Raw genomic sequence first — 16,891 nt, forward strand, 5'->3', positions numbered from 1 at the left:
CCCAAGCAGCAGAAAATTCAGCCGCTGACACCAATACACACACAAGGAGTGATTTAACCCATGACCCCACTGCATACGCCAGCAGATCCGGGCAGCAAAGCCCCGGCAAAGGACCATAATTTAAGTGATTTTTTTGCTTTCCGCGATGAAGCGAAGGAAGTGGAGTTTTACCGTCATGATATGCCAACGCCATGGATGAACTATCTGTCCAACGGCACCTTCCACACGATGCTCTCCCATGCGGGCGGCGGCGTTGCGTTTTATAAATCGCCGCAGATCTGGCGGATTACACGCTACCGCTTTTTCCACCTGCCGACCGACCGCTCGGGTCCTTATCTGTACATCCAAAATGCCGATACCGGCAGCTACTGGAATCCGACTTATGAGCCGGCGTTCACGAAGCCGGAACAATGGAAAAGCGCGCACGGCATGGGCTACACCCGTTTTGAAGCGGCGAGAGAGGATGTGGCGGCGAAAACAGTGTATTTTGTCGGACCCTATGAAAATTCGCTGATCTGGAATCTGACTTTGACCAATACCGGCAGTGAGACAAGACGCTTGAATGTTTACGCTTATGCCGAATTCGGCATGATGGAGTTTATGCGGGAGCTGCAGTGGCAGTGCTACAACAAACACCAGGTGTCAGTGCAGTACCACGAAACCGGAGCGTTGATCTACAAATACGGCGTGGAAAACCAGCCGAAGCCGTGGGAAACGCCGCTTGTCTATTTTGCGGCCGATACACCGCTTTATTCTTACGACGGCGACCGCGAGGAATTCATCGGCAGCTACCGCAGCGAATCCAATCCCGCGGCGATTGAACACGGCGGCTGCACCGGCTCCACCTTGATGGGCGGAGACCCGTGCGGCGCCCTGCAGTTCAAGATCGAGCTGCAGCCCGGCGAGACCCGCACGATCAACGTTTTCCTGGGCACCGCCATGGATGAAGAAGAAATTGTGCAAGCGGTCCAGCGGTCGCGTGAACCGGATTTTGTCAGCCGTTCATTTGCAGCGCTGGGCGCCAATTGGCAGCATTATTTGGATGCCTGGAGCTGCGAGCTGCCCGACCGGGAGGCGGAGCGGATGATCAACATCTGGAATCCGTATCAGTCGCACCGGAATTTCCTGTTTTCCCGGAACATTTCGTTTTATGCCACCGGCACGTTCCGGGGCGTCGGCTACCGCGATACGTCGCAGGATATTCTTGCTGTCATTCCCTTCGACACGGAGGCGGCCAGGGACAAAATCAAGCTGCTTCTTGGCCAGCAGTACGGGGACGGTCATGTGAACCATTATTTTTTCCCGGTGGAGGGCTGGGACCCGGTAACAAGCATCCATTCGGACGACCATTTGTGGACCGCGCTTGCGGTATGGGACTGGATTGCCGAAACAGGAGACGCATCGCTTCTCCAGGAAACTGTACCGTTTTATGACGGCGGGGAAGGGACGGTTTACGAGCATTTGAAGCGGGCGATTGATTTTACCGCAAGCAAGCTTGGGCCCAACGGCTTCCCGCTGATGCTGCGTTCGGACTGGAACGATCAGCTGTTCCGCGTATGCCGTCAGGGCAAAGGCGAAAGCATTTGGACGGCGATGCAGCTCGGCACAGTGCTGCGGCGGATGCGTGATCTGGCAGATTTGGCCGGATATCCCGAACATATCGAAGGCTACGACCGGATGTACGAGGAACAGAAGCAGCTGGTCAATACGCTGGGCTGGGACGGACGCTGGTTCCGCCGCGCCGTTATGGACGACGGACGTTTCCTGGGAACAGACGAGCATGACGAGGCGAAAATCTGGCTGAATGCCCAAACCTGGGCCACCTTGTCAGGAATGGCGGACGAGGAAAAAGGCCGTGTGGCGATGGACAGCGTCCATGACATTCTTGACACGGAACTTGGAATCAAAAAGCTGCATCCGTCCATCACCACGTTCCCAGACCCGGCCGATCCGCTGACCAACTACAATAAGGGCACCGGCGAAAACGGCGCGGTATTCTGCCACGCCAACACCTGGGCGATTATCGCCGAATGTATGCTGGGCCGGGGCGACCGCGCTTATAAATATTACCGCCAGCTGATTCCGAACGTGGCGATGGAGCGGGCAGGCCTGTGGCGGTATAAGGCGGAGCCATATGTTTACGCCTCCAACCTGTTTGGCCCGGAATCCGACAAGTTTGGACTTGCGAATGTGTCCTGGCTGAGCGGCACGGCTGCCTGGATGTATGTTGCGGCGACGCAGTATATTATGGGCGTCAAACCGGTGCTGGAAGGATTGTCGATCGACCCGTGCATCCCGCAGGAGTGGGACAGCTTCTCCGTCAAGCGGCGGTTCCGGGGCAGCGATTATGAAATCTCGGTGAAGAACGAAAGCGGCGTTTTCAAAGGCGTTCGCGAAATCCGCGTGGACGGTCAGCCAATCGAGGGCCGGGTGGTTCCGGCATATCCGGCCGGAAGCACGGTCCGGGTGGAGGTTTTAATGTGATTTTTTATCCGGTAGTTACCGCTGGCCTATGGAATAGACTCCAGGGTGATTGCGCTTGAATGCAGCAGTAGAAGACAGGCATGAAAAAGTAAACAAGAAAAGAAGCCAGACTTCTCCTAGCCTTTCCGGCTTAGTCCTGGCTTCTTTTTTCTTGTAACTCAACTTTCGCAGAGCGAAAATCAGCTTAGCTCCAGTCCTGGCGTGGATGTAACCGCAATAAAGTAATCGTCTTGAAAAAAATAGAAAAACACCGCTTCGCCCGCGGCGAACGCACGCTCAGCGTGCTAGTATTACTGTGCGATGAAGTTAGCACCCTAGATCGGGCAGTTGCCTTGGCGCAACGCATAGAACGGCTGAACGAAATTGCGCGACTCAGGTTGGGAAGAAATGCTCCACCCTGATTCAAAGTCAACTCCAGCACTGGATCTCCGGTTTGCCCAGTGATCTCAAGGCGTATCTGCCGATCTCAGGTTGCGCTTCCGATCTCAGGTTGCATTGCCGATCTTAGATTGCGCTGCCGATCTCAGGCTGAGCTCCGATCTTAGGCTGCGAAAGTTGGGTTAATAAAAGCAGCGTGCACCAAGACTTGATGAACAATGTCTTCGACTGCCGCTGTTGTCGTTGAACGAACTGGAACGAATCCTCTCCAGGGACACACCCACCGCGGATTACTGCAGTACGCGATACGTAGGTCTTTCCGGACCCAGAGGACGTTATTACTGAAATTCCTGGGCTTTTCGGTTACCTTGCGGACTCCAGATCCGTTATTCGTACCGAAAACATCCAAACGATGGACCCTCCGCGTAAATAAGTGAATCTGAGTCCGTCTCTTTGCCAAAACACGGAATAATCAGCAAATAGGGTCCTCTGAGTCCGTATGAAAGTCATAGGGGAGAACATGTCGAGCTGCTTCAAAGGGCCTCCAAAGGGCTTCCAAAAGGTTTCTGAATTTTGGAAAATCGGGACTGTGTTCAGATAGGGAATGTTGCTGTAGCATAGAGTTACGCACCTTTCTTGTTGGCATGGTTGGTCGCACTACCATGATCCCTAACAAGTGAGGTGTTTTTGTCCATACAAGTAAATTTATTGAATTTTTCTTGCTCACTCAAGAGTCTAAGCCATTTTTCTAGCTGCGAAAGTTGAGTTTGTAAAATTTTGAGATAACAATGATTGCAATCCCAACCGCCATTAAAATGAGACTTACTGTTTAGTATGAAGTAAGTTCCTCAATAATATATAAGGAGCAAAATTTAGATACCCGGACAGGTGAACCAGCCGCCTAAATCGTGGTATGATCGTAAGACGTGCTTTTTGAACTGGTGGAGAAAGAGGGAAGTTGCAAATGGAGCGGCAGGAACGCTTTTTTGCCCGGCATGAGGCGGCAAGCGGGGTGAAGCTGAACGAGGTTCAGCGGGAAACGGTCGTACGGACCGAAGGCCCTTTGCTGCTGCTTGCTTCGCCGGGGTCGGGCAAAACAACCACGATGATCATGCGCATCGGTTATTTAATTGAAGAGCGGAGAGTCGATCCGTCCCGGATCAAGGCGGTGACCTTCAGCCGGGCGGCGGCGGCCGATATGAAAGAGCGGTTTGCCCGTTTGTTTCCGGAGCTTGTGCCGGTGTCTTTTTCGACGATTCACAGTCTGGCGTTTGAGATTACGCGCGATTACTATATCCGGACAAGAACCCCCTTCCGGATCATCGAAGGCGATGTGAAGGAAGACGAGGCGGGAGAAACCCTTCCGCTTCACAAAAAAATCATTTTGCGCACGCTGTACCATCAAGTGGCCGGCCAGCAGATCACCGACGAGCAGATGGATGAGCTGACGACCTACATCAGCTATATCAAAAATAAAATGGTTCCCCCCGCCCGGTGGTCCGAGGTAAAGACCGATGTGCCCGAAGCGGACCGCGTGTTGGAGGAATACGAAAGGTTCAAACGGACCGGCCACGATTCGCTGCTGCTTGATTTTGACGATATGCTTACCGCCGCAAACGATGCGCTGGGCCGGGAGCCGGTCCTGCTGAACAAATATTCGCGCCGCTACGACTACATTCTGGCCGATGAAAGCCAGGACACTTCCCTTGTGCAGCATGAGCTGATTGCCAAGCTGGTCCGCCGCCACGGAAACCTGTGCGTGGTTGCCGACGACGACCAGTCCATCTACAGCTGGCGCGGGGCGGAGCCTGCGTATTTGCTGGATTTTCGCAGCGCTTATCCGGAAGCCGCCGTCCTTTTTATGGAGCAGAACTACCGGTCCACGCCGAGCATCGTCAATACAGCCAACCGGTTTATCAAACGCAACGCGAACCGGTACGACAAAAACATGTTCACCCGCAACCGGGAAGATCAGCCCATCGTGTTCCGCAGTCTGGCGAACTACCGGTTTCAGGCCAAATATTTGGCCAGGGAAATTGGCGGACTGGACAAGCCGGGCGAAGCGGCCGTGCTGTACCGGAATAATGCCTCGTCCATTGCACTGATTAACGAGTTCGACCGCGCGGGAATTCCCTTTTATATGAAGGATGCGGATAACCGTTTTTTTTCGCATTGGGTGATTGAAGATGTGCTGAATTTTATGCGGATGACTTTTACGGACAAACGTCCTGACCTGCTGGAAAAAATCCACCTCAAACTGACCGGCTACATCAGCCGGCAGCAGATGGCGGCTTTGATGCATATCCGGAACGACGAGTCGGTGTTCGATAACCTGCTGAACCATGTAGAGCTGCGCGATTATCAGGTCAAGCTGCTGGAAACGGCCAGAGATACATTCCGGCAGATGAAGGGAATGCCTCCGCTGCAGGCGATCCGGGTAATCCGCGGCCGCCTCGGGTACGAGAAGGCGCTGGAAAAAATGAGCGACCGCATGGGTTTCCGCAAGGAGGCGCTGATCGGGATTTTGAACACGCTCGAAGAGATTGCGGACGGGCTGGAGACGATGGAGGATTTTGCGAACCGGCTGAAATACCTGGAGGCTCTGCTGAAGACCGCAAAGCGCCGGAAGGGAGAACAGGCGGTGACGTTCTCCACCTTCCACAGCGCAAAAGGCCTGGAATTCGACCGGGTGTACATGATTGATCTGGTCGACGGGATTATCCCCTCATCCGAGGATGCCAAGCGGCAGACGGGCGGGGAAGGGGAAGCGATGGAAGAAGCCGTCCGGCTGTTCTACGTCGGGATGACCCGGGCCAAGCGGCGGCTGGAGCTGGTCGTCTACAAGGAGCGGGACGGGGAGCCCGCCGCCGAATCGCCGTTTGTGACGGCGGTGCGGGAGATTGCCGACCCTGCCGCTGCGGCAGCGATCCGCGAAGCGGCGGCAGCGGACAGGGCAGAGCGGCGGACAGCCGTCCCCATCGGGAGACGGAGCAGCGGAGGGGCGGGAGGCCCTGCCGGAAGGACGGGACGAGCAGGCGGAGAGTCCGCCAGCCGGACGGGCGGGGGGAACGCACGGCCGGGAGGAACGGCGGCTGGCGTGTCCGGGCATCGGACCGCCATCTCTGCAGCTGGGTCACATCGCGGCCCGGCTGCAGTCACTGTGACGTCCCCTGCCGCTGCGGCGGTTGCGCCGCGGCCGGGAAGCATCGTCCGGCGCGACGGGCTGACCCCCGGCCTGGCCGTCCGGCACCGGGCGTTTGGCCCGGGCGAGATCGTTGGCGTTGAAGGCGACCGGGTGGAGGTGCGTTTTGGAGGGGAGTCCAAGCGGCTGTCCGTCGAGTCCTGCCTGAAACTTGGCTTACTTGAGCCCGGCTGATAAAGCCGGGTTTTTTGGGCTTCACTTGAAGAAGTTCATTTAAGAAAACTCCTTCTGCACATCCGGCCGAACTGGGAGCCGTTCGAGTACTGCGAAAAGCTGCCGGATTTCTTCCCCCTTAGCCAGATTGACGTTTATTTCCCTAAGCGCCTTCTCTTTCACAATGTCCATCATTTTTTCTTTGGAGCCGTCCTGCTCTATGACGGTCTGATTCCCCTCCCGGTCCAGCACCCAAAACACATAATTCAGGCACGGGTGCTCTTCCGGATAGCTGAAGAGGATGACGTAGTGAATGTCGTAGCTATCATCAAACCACTGCAGCACGCCTCGAACATAATTGTCGTCGTTTTGGTTGGCGGACAGAGAGGACCGGAGGCCGCGCCCCAATCCGATCTGTTCGATTTCGTCTAAGATGTGCTCGATAAACAGCTTCATCAGTACATTCCTTCCTCACTCTTGGTTGTAGGAATTAGAGTACCCGGGGCAACCAATTTATTTACCTCCAAATTCATCCAAACCATGTTGGGAATCGGAACCTGCAACCGCTGAATAGCCGCGGTTTAGCGGGGACAATCTAACGGGAGAAAACTGATTTTGATGGAGGTGGCGCTGCTATGTCATCCGACGCATCGCACGGTGCGCAAGCATCGGGCAAAACCATTGTCGCCATCGGCTCGATTCCGCTGATCATGACACTGGGCAATTCCATGCTGATCCCGGTACTGCCGACGATGAAATCCGAACTGCATCTTTCCTCTTTTCAGAGCAGCCTGACGATTACGCTGTTCTCCCTGGTAGCCGCGTTCAGCATCCCGGTATTGGGTTATCTGTCCGACCGTTTCTCGCGTAAAGCCGTCATTATTCCGGCGTTGATTTTGTACGGAGCAGGGGGGATTCTGGCGGGCGTTGCAGCCGCCTGGTTACCCAATGCCTATATGTGGATTCTGGCGGGCAGGGTGCTGCAGGGAATCGGGGCGGCGGGGACCGCGCCAATTGCAATGGCGTTAACGGGCGACTTGTTTAAAGGAAGCGAGGAGAGCCGGGTTTTAGGCCTGGTTGAGGCCTCGAATGGCTTCGGCAAGGTAATGTCGCCGATTCTCGGCTCGCTGATTGCGCTGCTGGTGTGGTATGGCGTGTTTTTTGCTTTTCCGCTTGTTGTGCTGGTGTCGATCATTTTGACCTGGGTCTTCATTAAGGAAAAGAAAAAAACGGAGGATCCCCCCGCGTTGAAGCAATACGCGAAAGGACTTCTCGGAGTGTTCAAGCAGGAGGGACGATGGCTGTTTACTGCCTATCTGGCGGGGGCAACTTGTCTGTTTACGCTGTTTGGCATCCTGTTTTTCCTGTCGGAGACGCTGGAGAAGCAGTATAACGTGACGGGGGTAATGAAAGGGCTGGTCTTGGCGATCCCGCTGCTGGTCATGTGTACAACTTCTTACATCACTGGCAGTAAAATCGGGAAGGATCAGCACCGGATGAAAAAGCTGATTGTGCTGGGCTTTGCGCTGATTACCGCATCTTATGCTTCGCTGTCTTTGATCAGCAACCTGACGCTGTTCATCTCGGTGCTGGCGGTCAGCAGTCTGGGAACTGGGCTGGTTCTGCCATGCATCAACAGCTTTATCACCGGAGCGGTGGGTAAGGAACGCCGGGGGTTTGTGACTTCGCTTTATGGCTCCGTCCGGTTTTTCGGCGTGGCGATTGGTCCGCCGCTTTTCGGCTGGCTGATGGAATGGTCCCGGCTTGGCATGTTTATCTCCATCGCCTGCTTTACGCTGGCAGTTGGCGTACTGGCCGCCTTTTTGATCCGGGTAAGCGATAAGGGAAAAGAGGGGAAAACTTCCGGTGACGAACGCCGGGAAAAACGCCCGAAGAGACCGGTGAAAATGCTGGAACCCGCGCATGGCCGCTAATGGGTATAAGGCTACCTTTTTTTCCTTCCGCCGCGCGGGAAAGCTAATATTCTGCGGCGGAAGGACAGTCCGTACAGCAGACCAACGAGCCTGGTGGAAATCCACTGGCATATAAGGGCCTGGAAAATGATGTGCCAATCAATAACATAGGCGGTAACGGCGAAAATTATCCCGTTCAGCCAAAAAAGCGTCCGCCCGGGGTTAACGCCCCGGGTTTTTGCGATGGCCAAAGCCACGAAGCCGATCCCGCCGTTGGAAAAACGTTCGCGCATCAGAATCGCAATGCCCGTGCCGAGCAGAAGCGAACCGCATAGCAGGTCGATACACACATTTTGAAACGGCGAATCCGCCAGCGCATCAAATACGTTAACCGAGGCGGAAGTCAGCGTAATCACCATCACCGTGCCGATGGCGCTGACATTGCCCAGATAGTGTATGCCGAACAGCAAAAACGCAATGTTAGCCGCCCACAGCCCCAGGCTCATCGGGATACCCAGTCCGTAATTCAGCAGCACGGCGATTCCTGCGCCCCCGCCGGACGGGATCGAATGGGGGAAAAGAAACACCGCCATCGCAAAGCCCTGGATCATCGAGCCGGCAAAGATATGCGCGCCTTTTTTGAATGCCCGCCGGGCAAGAGGAGGCCGAAAAACGCCAGTTCGGGTTGTCACAGAAGGATCATCCTTCGCCATTGGAATCGAAAGCCTGTCTTCAATCCATTCTATGCCCGGACCGGCGGGGACATGCCACGGAATCGCGTAAGGCAGAGGCATAAGGCTGTCCTTGTATAGGGGAAAATAGCCGGAATCGGCCGCTGCATAACAAACCTTGTGCAGCGGGGATTCCGGCTTGCTGTTGCATGATAGTTAAGCTGGTTAAGTTAGATCAGACAAGTTTTACTTAGGCATTGACCCAGCCCGGTTGGCCTTGCAGCGCTCCGCCCGATCCGGCGGGCGGGAGTTCTGGGGAGAGCGGATCTCTGCTGTCTTCCCGTTCCAGAATCCGGCCCAGAATACCGCCGGTCAGCTCGGCGAAAGCGGACTGCCCCCGTGCCCGGGGGCGGGGAATCGGAACCGGAATGTCATCCGCAACGCCTCCCTCCCGCAGTACGATAACGCGGTCGGCCAAAGCGGCGGCTTCTTCGACGTCATGGGTCACCAGCAGCGCCGTAAAGCGTCCCGCGATCCAGAGACTTTCGATTAAGGCCTGCATTTCCAGCCTTGTCAGTGCATCAAGCGCGCCAAGCGGCTCGTCAAGCAGCAGCAGGCTGGGTTTATGGATCAGCGCCCGCGCCAGTGCAACGCGCTGCTTCTGGCCGCCGGAGAGCTGGGACGGCCAAGCGTCCAGCCGGTCCTCCAGTCCGACGCTGGCCAGCGCCCGTATGGCTTCGTCTTTGCGGCCGCTTTTTAAACCAAGCATCACATTATCCAGCACCCGTTTCCACGGCAAAAGCCTGCCGTCCTGAAACATCATGTTGGCTTCGCGGTTATAGCCTTCCAGCGGTCTGCCGCTTACGTTGATTTCCCCGCCTTCGGGTTTCTCCAGGCCGGACAGGAGCCGCAGCAGGGTGCTTTTTCCGCAGCCGCTTCTTCCCACGATAGCGACAAATTCTCCGCGGCGGATATCCAGATGGAGTCCGTCGAACACCACCGTACCCCCGTATTCCTTCCGAAGACCACGCAGCCGGATATGAATATCGGGAGGGGATTTCTTCAAGACTGTGTTTTGTATCCGGGATGCCATTTCAGCCATCTCCTTTCCAGCATACGGGCGATTACATCCGACAGTTTACCGAGCAGCGCATACAGCACAATGCTTACCAAAATGATATCCATCCGCATAAACTCCCGCGCATTCATCGCCATATACCCGATCCCGGAAGTGGACGATATTGTCTCCGCTACAATCAGGGTCATCCACATAACGCCAAGCGAGAAACGGATGCCAACCAGGATGGACGACAAAGCCCCGGGAAAAATAATATGCCGGAACAACGCGAATCCCCGCAATCCGTACATCATGCCCATTTCAATCAGCCCCCGGTCGACCGATTTGATTCCGTGGTACGTATTCAGGTAGACCGGGAATAAAACGCCAAGTGCAACCAGCAGAATTTTTGCATCTTCGCCGATGCCGAGCCATAAAATGACCAACGGAATCAGCGCAAGATGCGGAATATTACGCAGCATTTGCACCGACGTGTCCAGCAGCGTTTCCGCCGTACGGAACAAGCCGTTCAGCAGCCCCAGCGTAAAGCCGGTGAGGCCGCCGATCAGGAAACCTGTCACCGCCCTTCCCAAACTGACCTGCACGTGATGACCCATCTCGCCCGTCCGGATCAGCTGGATAGCCGCCTGAAACACATCGGAAGGAGCGGGAAGGATGCGGGCGGATACATAACCGGCGGTTACAGAGATCTGCCATGCCGCCAACAGCAGCACGGGGATTCCCCACGGGAGCAGGGCGCGGAGAATCAGGGTTGCTGTCCGCTTCACTTGGACGGGTCCCCGGTCTTGAAGGTATAAATCCGGTCGGCTACGCGGATTTGTCCGGGAATCAGCTTCAGCGCATAAAATTGGTCGGCGATTTCCTGCTGCTCCTGGACGATTTCGCCGGTAATGGCTGTCACTCCGTATTCCCTCCGGTCAATTGCAGCCCGCATGGAGCCGGCTGGAATGCCAAGAACGGGGGATAGGAGCTTCGTCAATTCTTCGGGATGCTCATTTGCCCAATCGCAGGCCCGGCCGGCTTCCTCAAGAAAGGCGGTTACGGCGTCTTCATGTTTCGAGGCAAAGGCTTCGGAAGCCAGGAAAAAATCCCGGTCCGAACTTAAGCCTTCTCCTGTAGTCAGCAGGCGACCGCCCGCCGATAATTCGGCATCCGCCGTATAGGGGTCCCAAACGGCCCAGGCATCGATCTGCCCTTGTTCAAACGCGATCCGGGCATCTCCCGGCTGGAGGTAGGCCGGACGGATATCCTCAAACGCAAGTCCGGCTTTGGCCAGCGCTTTGACGATCAGATAGTGGGAGCTGGAGCCTTTGGCAAATCCGACCGTTTTCCCTTTGAGACCGGCAAGCGATTGAATTGCGGAATCGCTCGGTACCAGGATACCCGATCCCTGCGATTTTGGATTCCCGGCCCCGACATAAACCAAGGAAGACCCGGCTGCCTGGGCAAAAACAGGCGGAGCGTCCCCGGTCCGGCCAAGGTCGATGCTGCCGGCGTTCAAAGCTTCCAGCAGAGCCGGCCCCGCCTGGAACTCGAACCACTCCACAGTGTAACCAAGCGGCTTCAGCCGCTCCTCCAGGTTTCCCCGCTGCTTCAATATGAGCAGCGGTCCGTTTTTCTGATACCCGATGCGGACGGCTTTGCCGGATTTTTCGTCTGGGCTGTGTCCGCCGTTCGTTCCGGGCGAAGCGGCCCCGGCCGAGCAGCCCGCGGCTCCCACCGCCAAAATAAGGAGCAGGGCAAGCCGGACCAGCCATGGATGTCTTGTGTTCAAAATTTCACTTCTCCCCTCTATCCGGAGTTCTCCCGCGTAAGACATGCCGTAGATGTAGGCGGGAGCCTTTTTTACAGGATATGCGCGGAGAGGAACGCGGGTGAAAAAGGAAGCGGGCCGCATTTGGCGTTAGCGCAGTGCCGGGATTTGGCGCAGTGCAGAGGAGCTGGCGCCGTTCAGGGGAGTTGGCACCGTTCAGGGGAGTATCACGGTGCCGGGAACTGGCGCAGCGCTAAGATACCGCACCGGACATCGGCCGGGTGTGGTGCAGCAAAATCCAGCCGGTCTGGATTCGCTCTGTACTGGATTTTGCCAGCCCTATGCCTTTCCAGCGGATTATGGTCCCAGCTTTTCCGTTAGCGCAATCATCGTCAGCAGCCCGAAGATGAAGGCAAAGGTAGAGGTGCGCTCGTTGCCGTCCCCATGGCTTTCGGGAATCAGTTCCTTATAAACGACAAAAAGCATGGCTCCCGCCGCAAAGGACAGCCCGTAGGGCACAATTCCGGCAAAGCCTTCCGAGAAGCGGATGCCTGCGAAAGCGGACAGCAGCTCAATCAGACCGGTCAAGCACGTATAAAAGAAGGCTTTAATGGGCGAAATTCCCCGGGTGAGCAGGAACAGGACGATGAGGAAGCCTTCGGGTACGTTCTGCAGACCGATGGCAAAAGAGACCAGCGGGCCAAGCTCCTGGCTGCCGCTGGCATAGCTGACCCCGACGGAAAGTCCTTCGGGCAAATTGTGCAGGCCCATAGAGATCAGAAACAGCAGCGCCCGTGATGTCTCTCCCGATGGAGGCGAATGCGCGGGATCGGTGTGCGGGAGCGAGTGTTCAAGCCAGGTGAGCACGGCCGTTCCGAGCAGGATGCCCAAGGCCAGCGCCCATAGGCTGGACAGCTTCAGCGCGGCAGGAATCAGGCCGTACGTGGAAGCGGCGACCATAATTCCCGCCGTATAGGCCAGCAGAGTATCTTTGCGGCGGTGGGAGACGTCCCGGAAAATCATTGCCGGCAGCGCACCCAAAGCGGTCGACATGGCGGAGAGGGCGGCGCCCAGATAAATGTCCATTAGCAGCCTCCGGTGTGGAAAATAGGTTATACCAGAGAATATGTACAAGTTCCCGCCGGCATGCCTCGGCGTGAACCGGCCGCATGCTCACCGTGCCCAGTTACATGCCTCGGCGTGAACCGGCCGCTGCCTTGCCATGCCCAGCTGCAGGCCACTGTGTGATCCCGGCTGAGGTGCGGACTGGACCGGCTGCAGGGTCTTCAGCACTGCTTCCGGCCTACCCTTTACACTGTTTCTTCCCCCGTGATATGGTAAACGTCAAGACAGGAGGAATACCTATGATTCGTAAATTGACGGACGCCGACCGCGGCATGCTGATGCAGTATTTAGAGAAGCAGCCGGCGCTGAACCTGTTCCTGATCGGCGATGTGGAGAATTTCGGAATGGAGCAGCCGTTTATGGAAGTATGGGGAGAATTCAACCAAGCTGGAGCATTCCGGGCGGTTTTGCTCCGTTATTACCGGAGTTATCTGTGTTATGCCGAAGGCAGCTTTGATGTGGACGGGCTGTCGGCCATTATCCGCCGCGATCCCGATGCAGAGATGATGTCGGGGTCGGAAGAAGTGGTCGGCGCATTTCGGAACGCGCTGCAGTTCCGCAAGGAAAAACCGATGTATTTTGCCGAAATGAAGACCCTTGCCGATGCTAACATTGGAGCGCCTGCCGGCGGCCTTCCCATCCGGATCGCGGAGGTGGAGGATGTCGAAAAAATCTGTGTGCTGCTCGACGGGATTGAAGAATTCGAAAGCGATTCCCGGCAGGGCCTGCACCGTACGCTGGAGAGCGGCACCGGACGGGTATATTACGCTGAAGAGGAAGGGCGCGTGGTTGCAGTTGCGTCCACTACGGCCGAAAATTCCAAATCTGCCATGGTTGTCGGGGTGGCGACGGATCCCGCCATGCGCGGCAGAGGAATGGCTACCCGCATTGTGGGCAGTTTGTGCGCGGATGTGCTGGCGGAGGGGCGGACCCTTTGTCTTTTTTATAACAATCCTGATGCAGGGAAGATCTATAAGCGCCTTGGTTTCCGGGATATTGGAAGATGGTTGATGATGTACTTCTAAATAAGGGAACGGAGGGATGTGCGATGACGGGAGATGCGATGGCGCAGTTGAGAGAAGCTACGGCATCCTACCACGAGCAGCTGGAAAATAACGGATACGCCCGGGCAATGATGAACGGCAGCATGAGCTTGGAGATGTACCGGCAGTATGTCCAGCTGTTTTACGGATTTGTAAAGCCGCTGGAAGAGCGGGCTGTCCGCTCCGCCGGATGGGAGGCAAGCGGGCTGGAGCCTGCACGGCTCAAGACACCGCAGCTTGAAGTGGATCTCCGCCATCTTGGCCTGAAAGAGACCGATCTGGCGGAAATCACGTTATGCGGCAATCTTCCAGAGCTGAACTCTTCTTCGCGGCTATTGGGCTGTTTTTATGTCATGGAAGGTTCGACGCTGGGCGGACAGCTGATCACGAAAAAGCTGATGAAACGGCTGCCGCTGTCTCCGGGCGCGGGTATCAGCTATTTTGCCGGATATGGGGAACGGACCCGGGAGATGTGGAAGGCGTTCCGGGAAAAAATCAGCCGGGCGGAATCGGAAGGAGCCGATCTGGCGGCAATGCGGGAAGCCGCGGTGGATACGTTCCGTAAACTGGACGAGTGGATCCGGTCACATCCGGCCACACCCGATGCCGGGTGAATTGGGTGCAGCCGGCCGGCAGAAGACGTTTTATAATACAGGAGCAGTTAAAAACCGGATCCGTGACTCAAGGAGCTTCCTTGACCGGATCCGATTTGCTTTATGTGCTTGCCCTGTACGTTCTCTCTGCCTAAGACACCGCCAGCCGCCGCAGCCGCCAGCCGCCGCAGCCGCCGCCAGCATTGACGGCAAACCCAACGGCTAGGTTATTGCAAACCGAACGATGCGGGCCTGCAGCGGTATCTGCTTTGTCAAACCGCCTGCTTTTGGTTAGTTATGTAGTGAGTATTTTGCCATCTCTTATGGAAACCGGCTTACGGTGCCACAATAGACTAACCGATTTACATGACAAGCGGCGGGAGGGACCGGTATGAACCGTTACCGTTTTGTAAGCAGCTGGGTACTGGGGACCGATGTAGATACACTGTGGGATCTGATCGATAACTTTGAGCATACGGGCTGGTGGCGGGGCTGTACCTTCCGCAAAATCCGGTCCGGCAGCTCGGGAGACGGTGTAGGCGACGTCTATCTGTCGGTGTTTCGCACCAGGCTAATCTACACCCTATCCTTTCACTCGACGATTACCCGCAAAACCCGGCCCGGCTGCATTGAGCTGCGGGCCGCCGGGGAGCTGGAGGGAAAAGGCACATGCACCTTTATCCCCCGCGGCCCCCGCTGCACGGAAGTCCGCTTCGTTTGGGAGGTGCGGACAACAAAGCGGTGGATGAATCGTCTTGCGCCGCTGTGCCGCCGGGCGTTCATCTGGAACCATCACCGGATGATGCGGGAAGGGGCCCGGGGGATCGCCGACTATCTGGGCATCCGGGTCATTCACCTGGTTGAGGCGTAGCTTCGCGGACCACCCGGTAGTTCAGCTCTGCGAACTGGCCGTACCGCCGGATCTCTTCCAGACGCAGCTTGCGGAATTCCTTCAGGCCGGTGAACAGCGGGATGCCTTCGCCCAGCAGCACCGGAGCCACCGTAACGATCAGCTCATCGAGCAGGCTGCGGTTAAGCAGCTCTGAAATGAGCTTGCCGCCGCCGACCACCCAGAGTTTGCCGAAACTGTTTTTTTTCAAAATCTCCTCCAGCTTGTCCATCCCGATGATTTCCACATGTTCCCGGGGGCCGTTCAGTGTATCTGATACGACATAACAGGTCTTGCCCGGATACGGAAAAGGAACGTCAAAACCAAGAAGCGCCTCGTAAGTGCCCCTGCCCATCACGACGGCATCCACAGCCGAATAAAACGCCTCGTAGCCGTTATCGCCTTCCCCTTCCACCGCATGCAGCCAATCCACCCCGCCCTCCGGCGTGGCAATCCTGCCGTCAAGGCTGGCAGCGATGTATACGCTGCGGATTCCTGTTTGTTTGTTCGTCATTGCAGATCATCCTTTCCTTGTGATACATTCAGCTTACCGTAGAATCCAGACAAAATTTGTCGCCTAAAAAGGGGGCAGAGGATGAAGAAATTTCAGCTGCTGAATGAAGTGTGGCTGTATGTTAACCAGGCCAAAATATTCAACGCCCGCGACGTTGCCCGCGAATTTGGTCTCTCCGAGCGGACGGTCCAGCGGTATATCGCCGAGCTGGGAGAACTTGGGCTGCCGATAGTTTCCGAGGCGGGCAGAGGGGGCGGATACCGGGTGCTGCCCAATAAGCTGCTGCCACCGGTCTCGTTCACCGACGATGAAGTGTTCAGCCTGTTTTTCGCTTATCAATCCCTTGAACAGCTGCAGGGGCTTCCCTTTGCCGCCGATTACAGCGCAGTGCTGCGCAAGCTGTCCAGCCGGATGGATGAGCGGCTGCGGGGCGAACTGAAGAGGCTTGACGAATACATCGCGTACCTCTCGCCAAACCATCCGCTGCCCGTGCCCTGGCTGAAGTTCCTGCTTGAGCATGCAGGGAGCCGGAGCCTGCTGCGGATAACCTACCGTTCCGGATCGGCAAGGCATTCCGTTATTGAAGGCGTTCCGCTCGGTGTCTACACGTCAAAAGGGTTCTGGTACGTTCCGCTTTGGGACCGTGCGCGCGGGAAAACGATCACGCTGCGTGCCGACCGGATTAAAGGCGCCGAGACGGCAGGTTCTCCTCCTAAAGGCATCCGGCTGCCTACACTGAGAGAATGGCTCCGTTCCCAGGGCAGGAGCGAGGAAGGGCCTTCCGTCCGCTTTGTGGTGGAGCTTACGGCGCGGGGCGTGCTTGCTTGTCTCGATAACGAATCGGTCCAACCTTATGTGAAGACGGAGGAAGACGGCTCAGGGCTTGCCGTACTGGAGGTGCCGGAATCGGCCCTGGACCATGTGGCGGGATATTTCTTTACGCTTGGGCCCGAAGCCCGGATCCGGGAGCCGGAGGCCGCGGCCGGACGGGTGCGGGAGCTGGCCCGGCGCACACTGGAGCGTTACGGGGAGTGAGGTCCGCCGCCTTGGGGAATGCTAACGCAAGAAATTGTGCAGCTTCGGCACCGGGAACGG

14 protein-coding genes are annotated in these 16,891 nt (G+C 56.7%); 7 read left to right on the forward strand and 7 right to left on the reverse strand.

What is annotated here, in order from left to right:
- Positions 1-60: 60 nt before the first annotated feature.
- Together ACE6ED_RS01995 and ACE6ED_RS02000 are read left to right on the forward strand one after the other, a co-directional pair.
- Complete coding sequence (locus ACE6ED_RS01995) at positions 61-2,484, forward strand: GH36-type glycosyl hydrolase domain-containing protein (protein WP_410825273.1); 2,424 nt, start codon at positions 61-63, stop codon at positions 2,482-2,484.
- A gap of 1,342 nt (positions 2,485-3,826) precedes the next feature.
- Positions 3,827-6,238: an ATP-dependent helicase gene (locus ACE6ED_RS02000; protein ID WP_410825274.1), complete on the forward strand. Its 2,412-nt coding sequence runs from the start codon at positions 3,827-3,829 to the stop codon at positions 6,236-6,238.
- Between the two features lie 39 nt (positions 6,239-6,277).
- Here the strand turns inward: ACE6ED_RS02000 and ACE6ED_RS02005 are convergent, their stop codons facing one another.
- Positions 6,278-6,673, reverse strand: coding sequence for a hypothetical protein (locus ACE6ED_RS02005; protein ID WP_410825275.1), 396 nt, complete (start codon positions 6,671-6,673; stop codon positions 6,278-6,280).
- A 179-nt stretch (positions 6,674-6,852) separates the two neighbouring features.
- On the opposite strand from ACE6ED_RS02005, the gene ACE6ED_RS02010 reads away from it, so the two are divergent.
- On the forward strand, positions 6,853-8,151 hold the full coding sequence (locus ACE6ED_RS02010; protein WP_410825276.1) for an MFS transporter: 1,299 nt from the start codon (positions 6,853-6,855) through the stop codon (positions 8,149-8,151).
- A gap of 11 nt (positions 8,152-8,162) precedes the next feature.
- On the opposite strand, the gene ACE6ED_RS02015 is transcribed toward ACE6ED_RS02010, so the two are convergent.
- The 5 genes from ACE6ED_RS02015 to ACE6ED_RS02035 all read right to left on the reverse strand — a co-directional run bounded on the left by ACE6ED_RS02015 (position 8,163) and on the right by ACE6ED_RS02035 (position 12,718).
- Positions 8,163-8,822, reverse strand: coding sequence for a YitT family protein (locus ACE6ED_RS02015; RefSeq protein WP_410825277.1), 660 nt, complete (start codon positions 8,820-8,822; stop codon positions 8,163-8,165).
- Positions 8,823-9,051: 229 nt separating this feature from the next.
- Positions 9,052-9,894 carry an ABC transporter ATP-binding protein gene (locus tag ACE6ED_RS02020; RefSeq protein ID WP_410825278.1) on the reverse strand — a complete coding sequence of 281 codons (843 nt, stop codon included), beginning with the start codon at positions 9,892-9,894 and terminating at the stop codon, positions 9,052-9,054.
- Positions 9,864-10,646, reverse strand: a complete 783-nt coding sequence (gene ssuC / locus ACE6ED_RS02025) for an aliphatic sulfonate ABC transporter permease SsuC (protein ID WP_410825279.1) — start codon at positions 10,644-10,646, stop codon at positions 9,864-9,866. Before ssuC ends, ACE6ED_RS02020 begins: the two co-directional genes overlap by 31 nt.
- Positions 10,643-11,653: a sulfonate ABC transporter substrate-binding protein gene (locus tag ACE6ED_RS02030; protein WP_410825280.1), complete on the reverse strand. Its 1,011-nt coding sequence runs from the start codon at positions 11,651-11,653 to the stop codon at positions 10,643-10,645. The genes ssuC and ACE6ED_RS02030 overlap by 4 nt, the downstream gene beginning before the upstream one ends.
- A gap of 336 nt (positions 11,654-11,989) precedes the next feature.
- The gene (locus tag ACE6ED_RS02035) at positions 11,990-12,718 is read right to left on the reverse strand and encodes a ZIP family metal transporter (protein WP_410825281.1); all 729 of its coding nucleotides are present in this window, start codon (positions 12,716-12,718) and stop codon (positions 11,990-11,992) included.
- Between the two features lie 278 nt (positions 12,719-12,996).
- Here ACE6ED_RS02035 and ACE6ED_RS02040 point away from each other — a divergent pair, with 278 nt between their 5' ends.
- The 3 genes from ACE6ED_RS02040 (at position 12,997) to ACE6ED_RS02050 (ending at position 15,264) form a co-directional block, all read left to right on the forward strand.
- Positions 12,997-13,782 carry a GNAT family N-acetyltransferase gene (locus ACE6ED_RS02040; protein WP_410825282.1) on the forward strand — a complete coding sequence of 262 codons (786 nt, stop codon included), beginning with the start codon at positions 12,997-12,999 and terminating at the stop codon, positions 13,780-13,782.
- Positions 13,783-13,805: 23 nt separating this feature from the next.
- Positions 13,806-14,414: a biliverdin-producing heme oxygenase gene (locus ACE6ED_RS02045; protein ID WP_410825283.1), complete on the forward strand. Its 609-nt coding sequence runs from the start codon at positions 13,806-13,808 to the stop codon at positions 14,412-14,414.
- Between the two features lie 370 nt (positions 14,415-14,784).
- Positions 14,785-15,264, forward strand: a complete 480-nt coding sequence (locus ACE6ED_RS02050) for an SRPBCC family protein (protein WP_410825284.1) — start codon at positions 14,785-14,787, stop codon at positions 15,262-15,264.
- Here ACE6ED_RS02050 and ACE6ED_RS02055 read toward each other — a convergent pair.
- Complete coding sequence (locus tag ACE6ED_RS02055; RefSeq protein ID WP_410825285.1) at positions 15,242-15,796, reverse strand: dihydrofolate reductase family protein; 555 nt, start codon at positions 15,794-15,796, stop codon at positions 15,242-15,244. The genes ACE6ED_RS02050 and ACE6ED_RS02055 overlap by 23 nt on opposite strands.
- 81 nt (positions 15,797-15,877) lie before the next feature.
- Here ACE6ED_RS02055 and ACE6ED_RS02060 point away from each other — a divergent pair, with 81 nt between their 5' ends.
- Positions 15,878-16,831, forward strand: coding sequence for a helix-turn-helix transcriptional regulator (locus ACE6ED_RS02060; protein ID WP_410825286.1), 954 nt, complete (start codon positions 15,878-15,880; stop codon positions 16,829-16,831).
- The last annotated feature ends 60 nt before the right edge of the window (positions 16,832-16,891 follow it).

This window comes from Paenibacillus nanchangensis (genome assembly GCF_046543445.1).
In the GTDB taxonomy this organism is placed as follows: domain Bacteria; phylum Bacillota; class Bacilli; order Paenibacillales; family Paenibacillaceae; genus Paenibacillus_AQ; species Paenibacillus_AQ nanchangensis.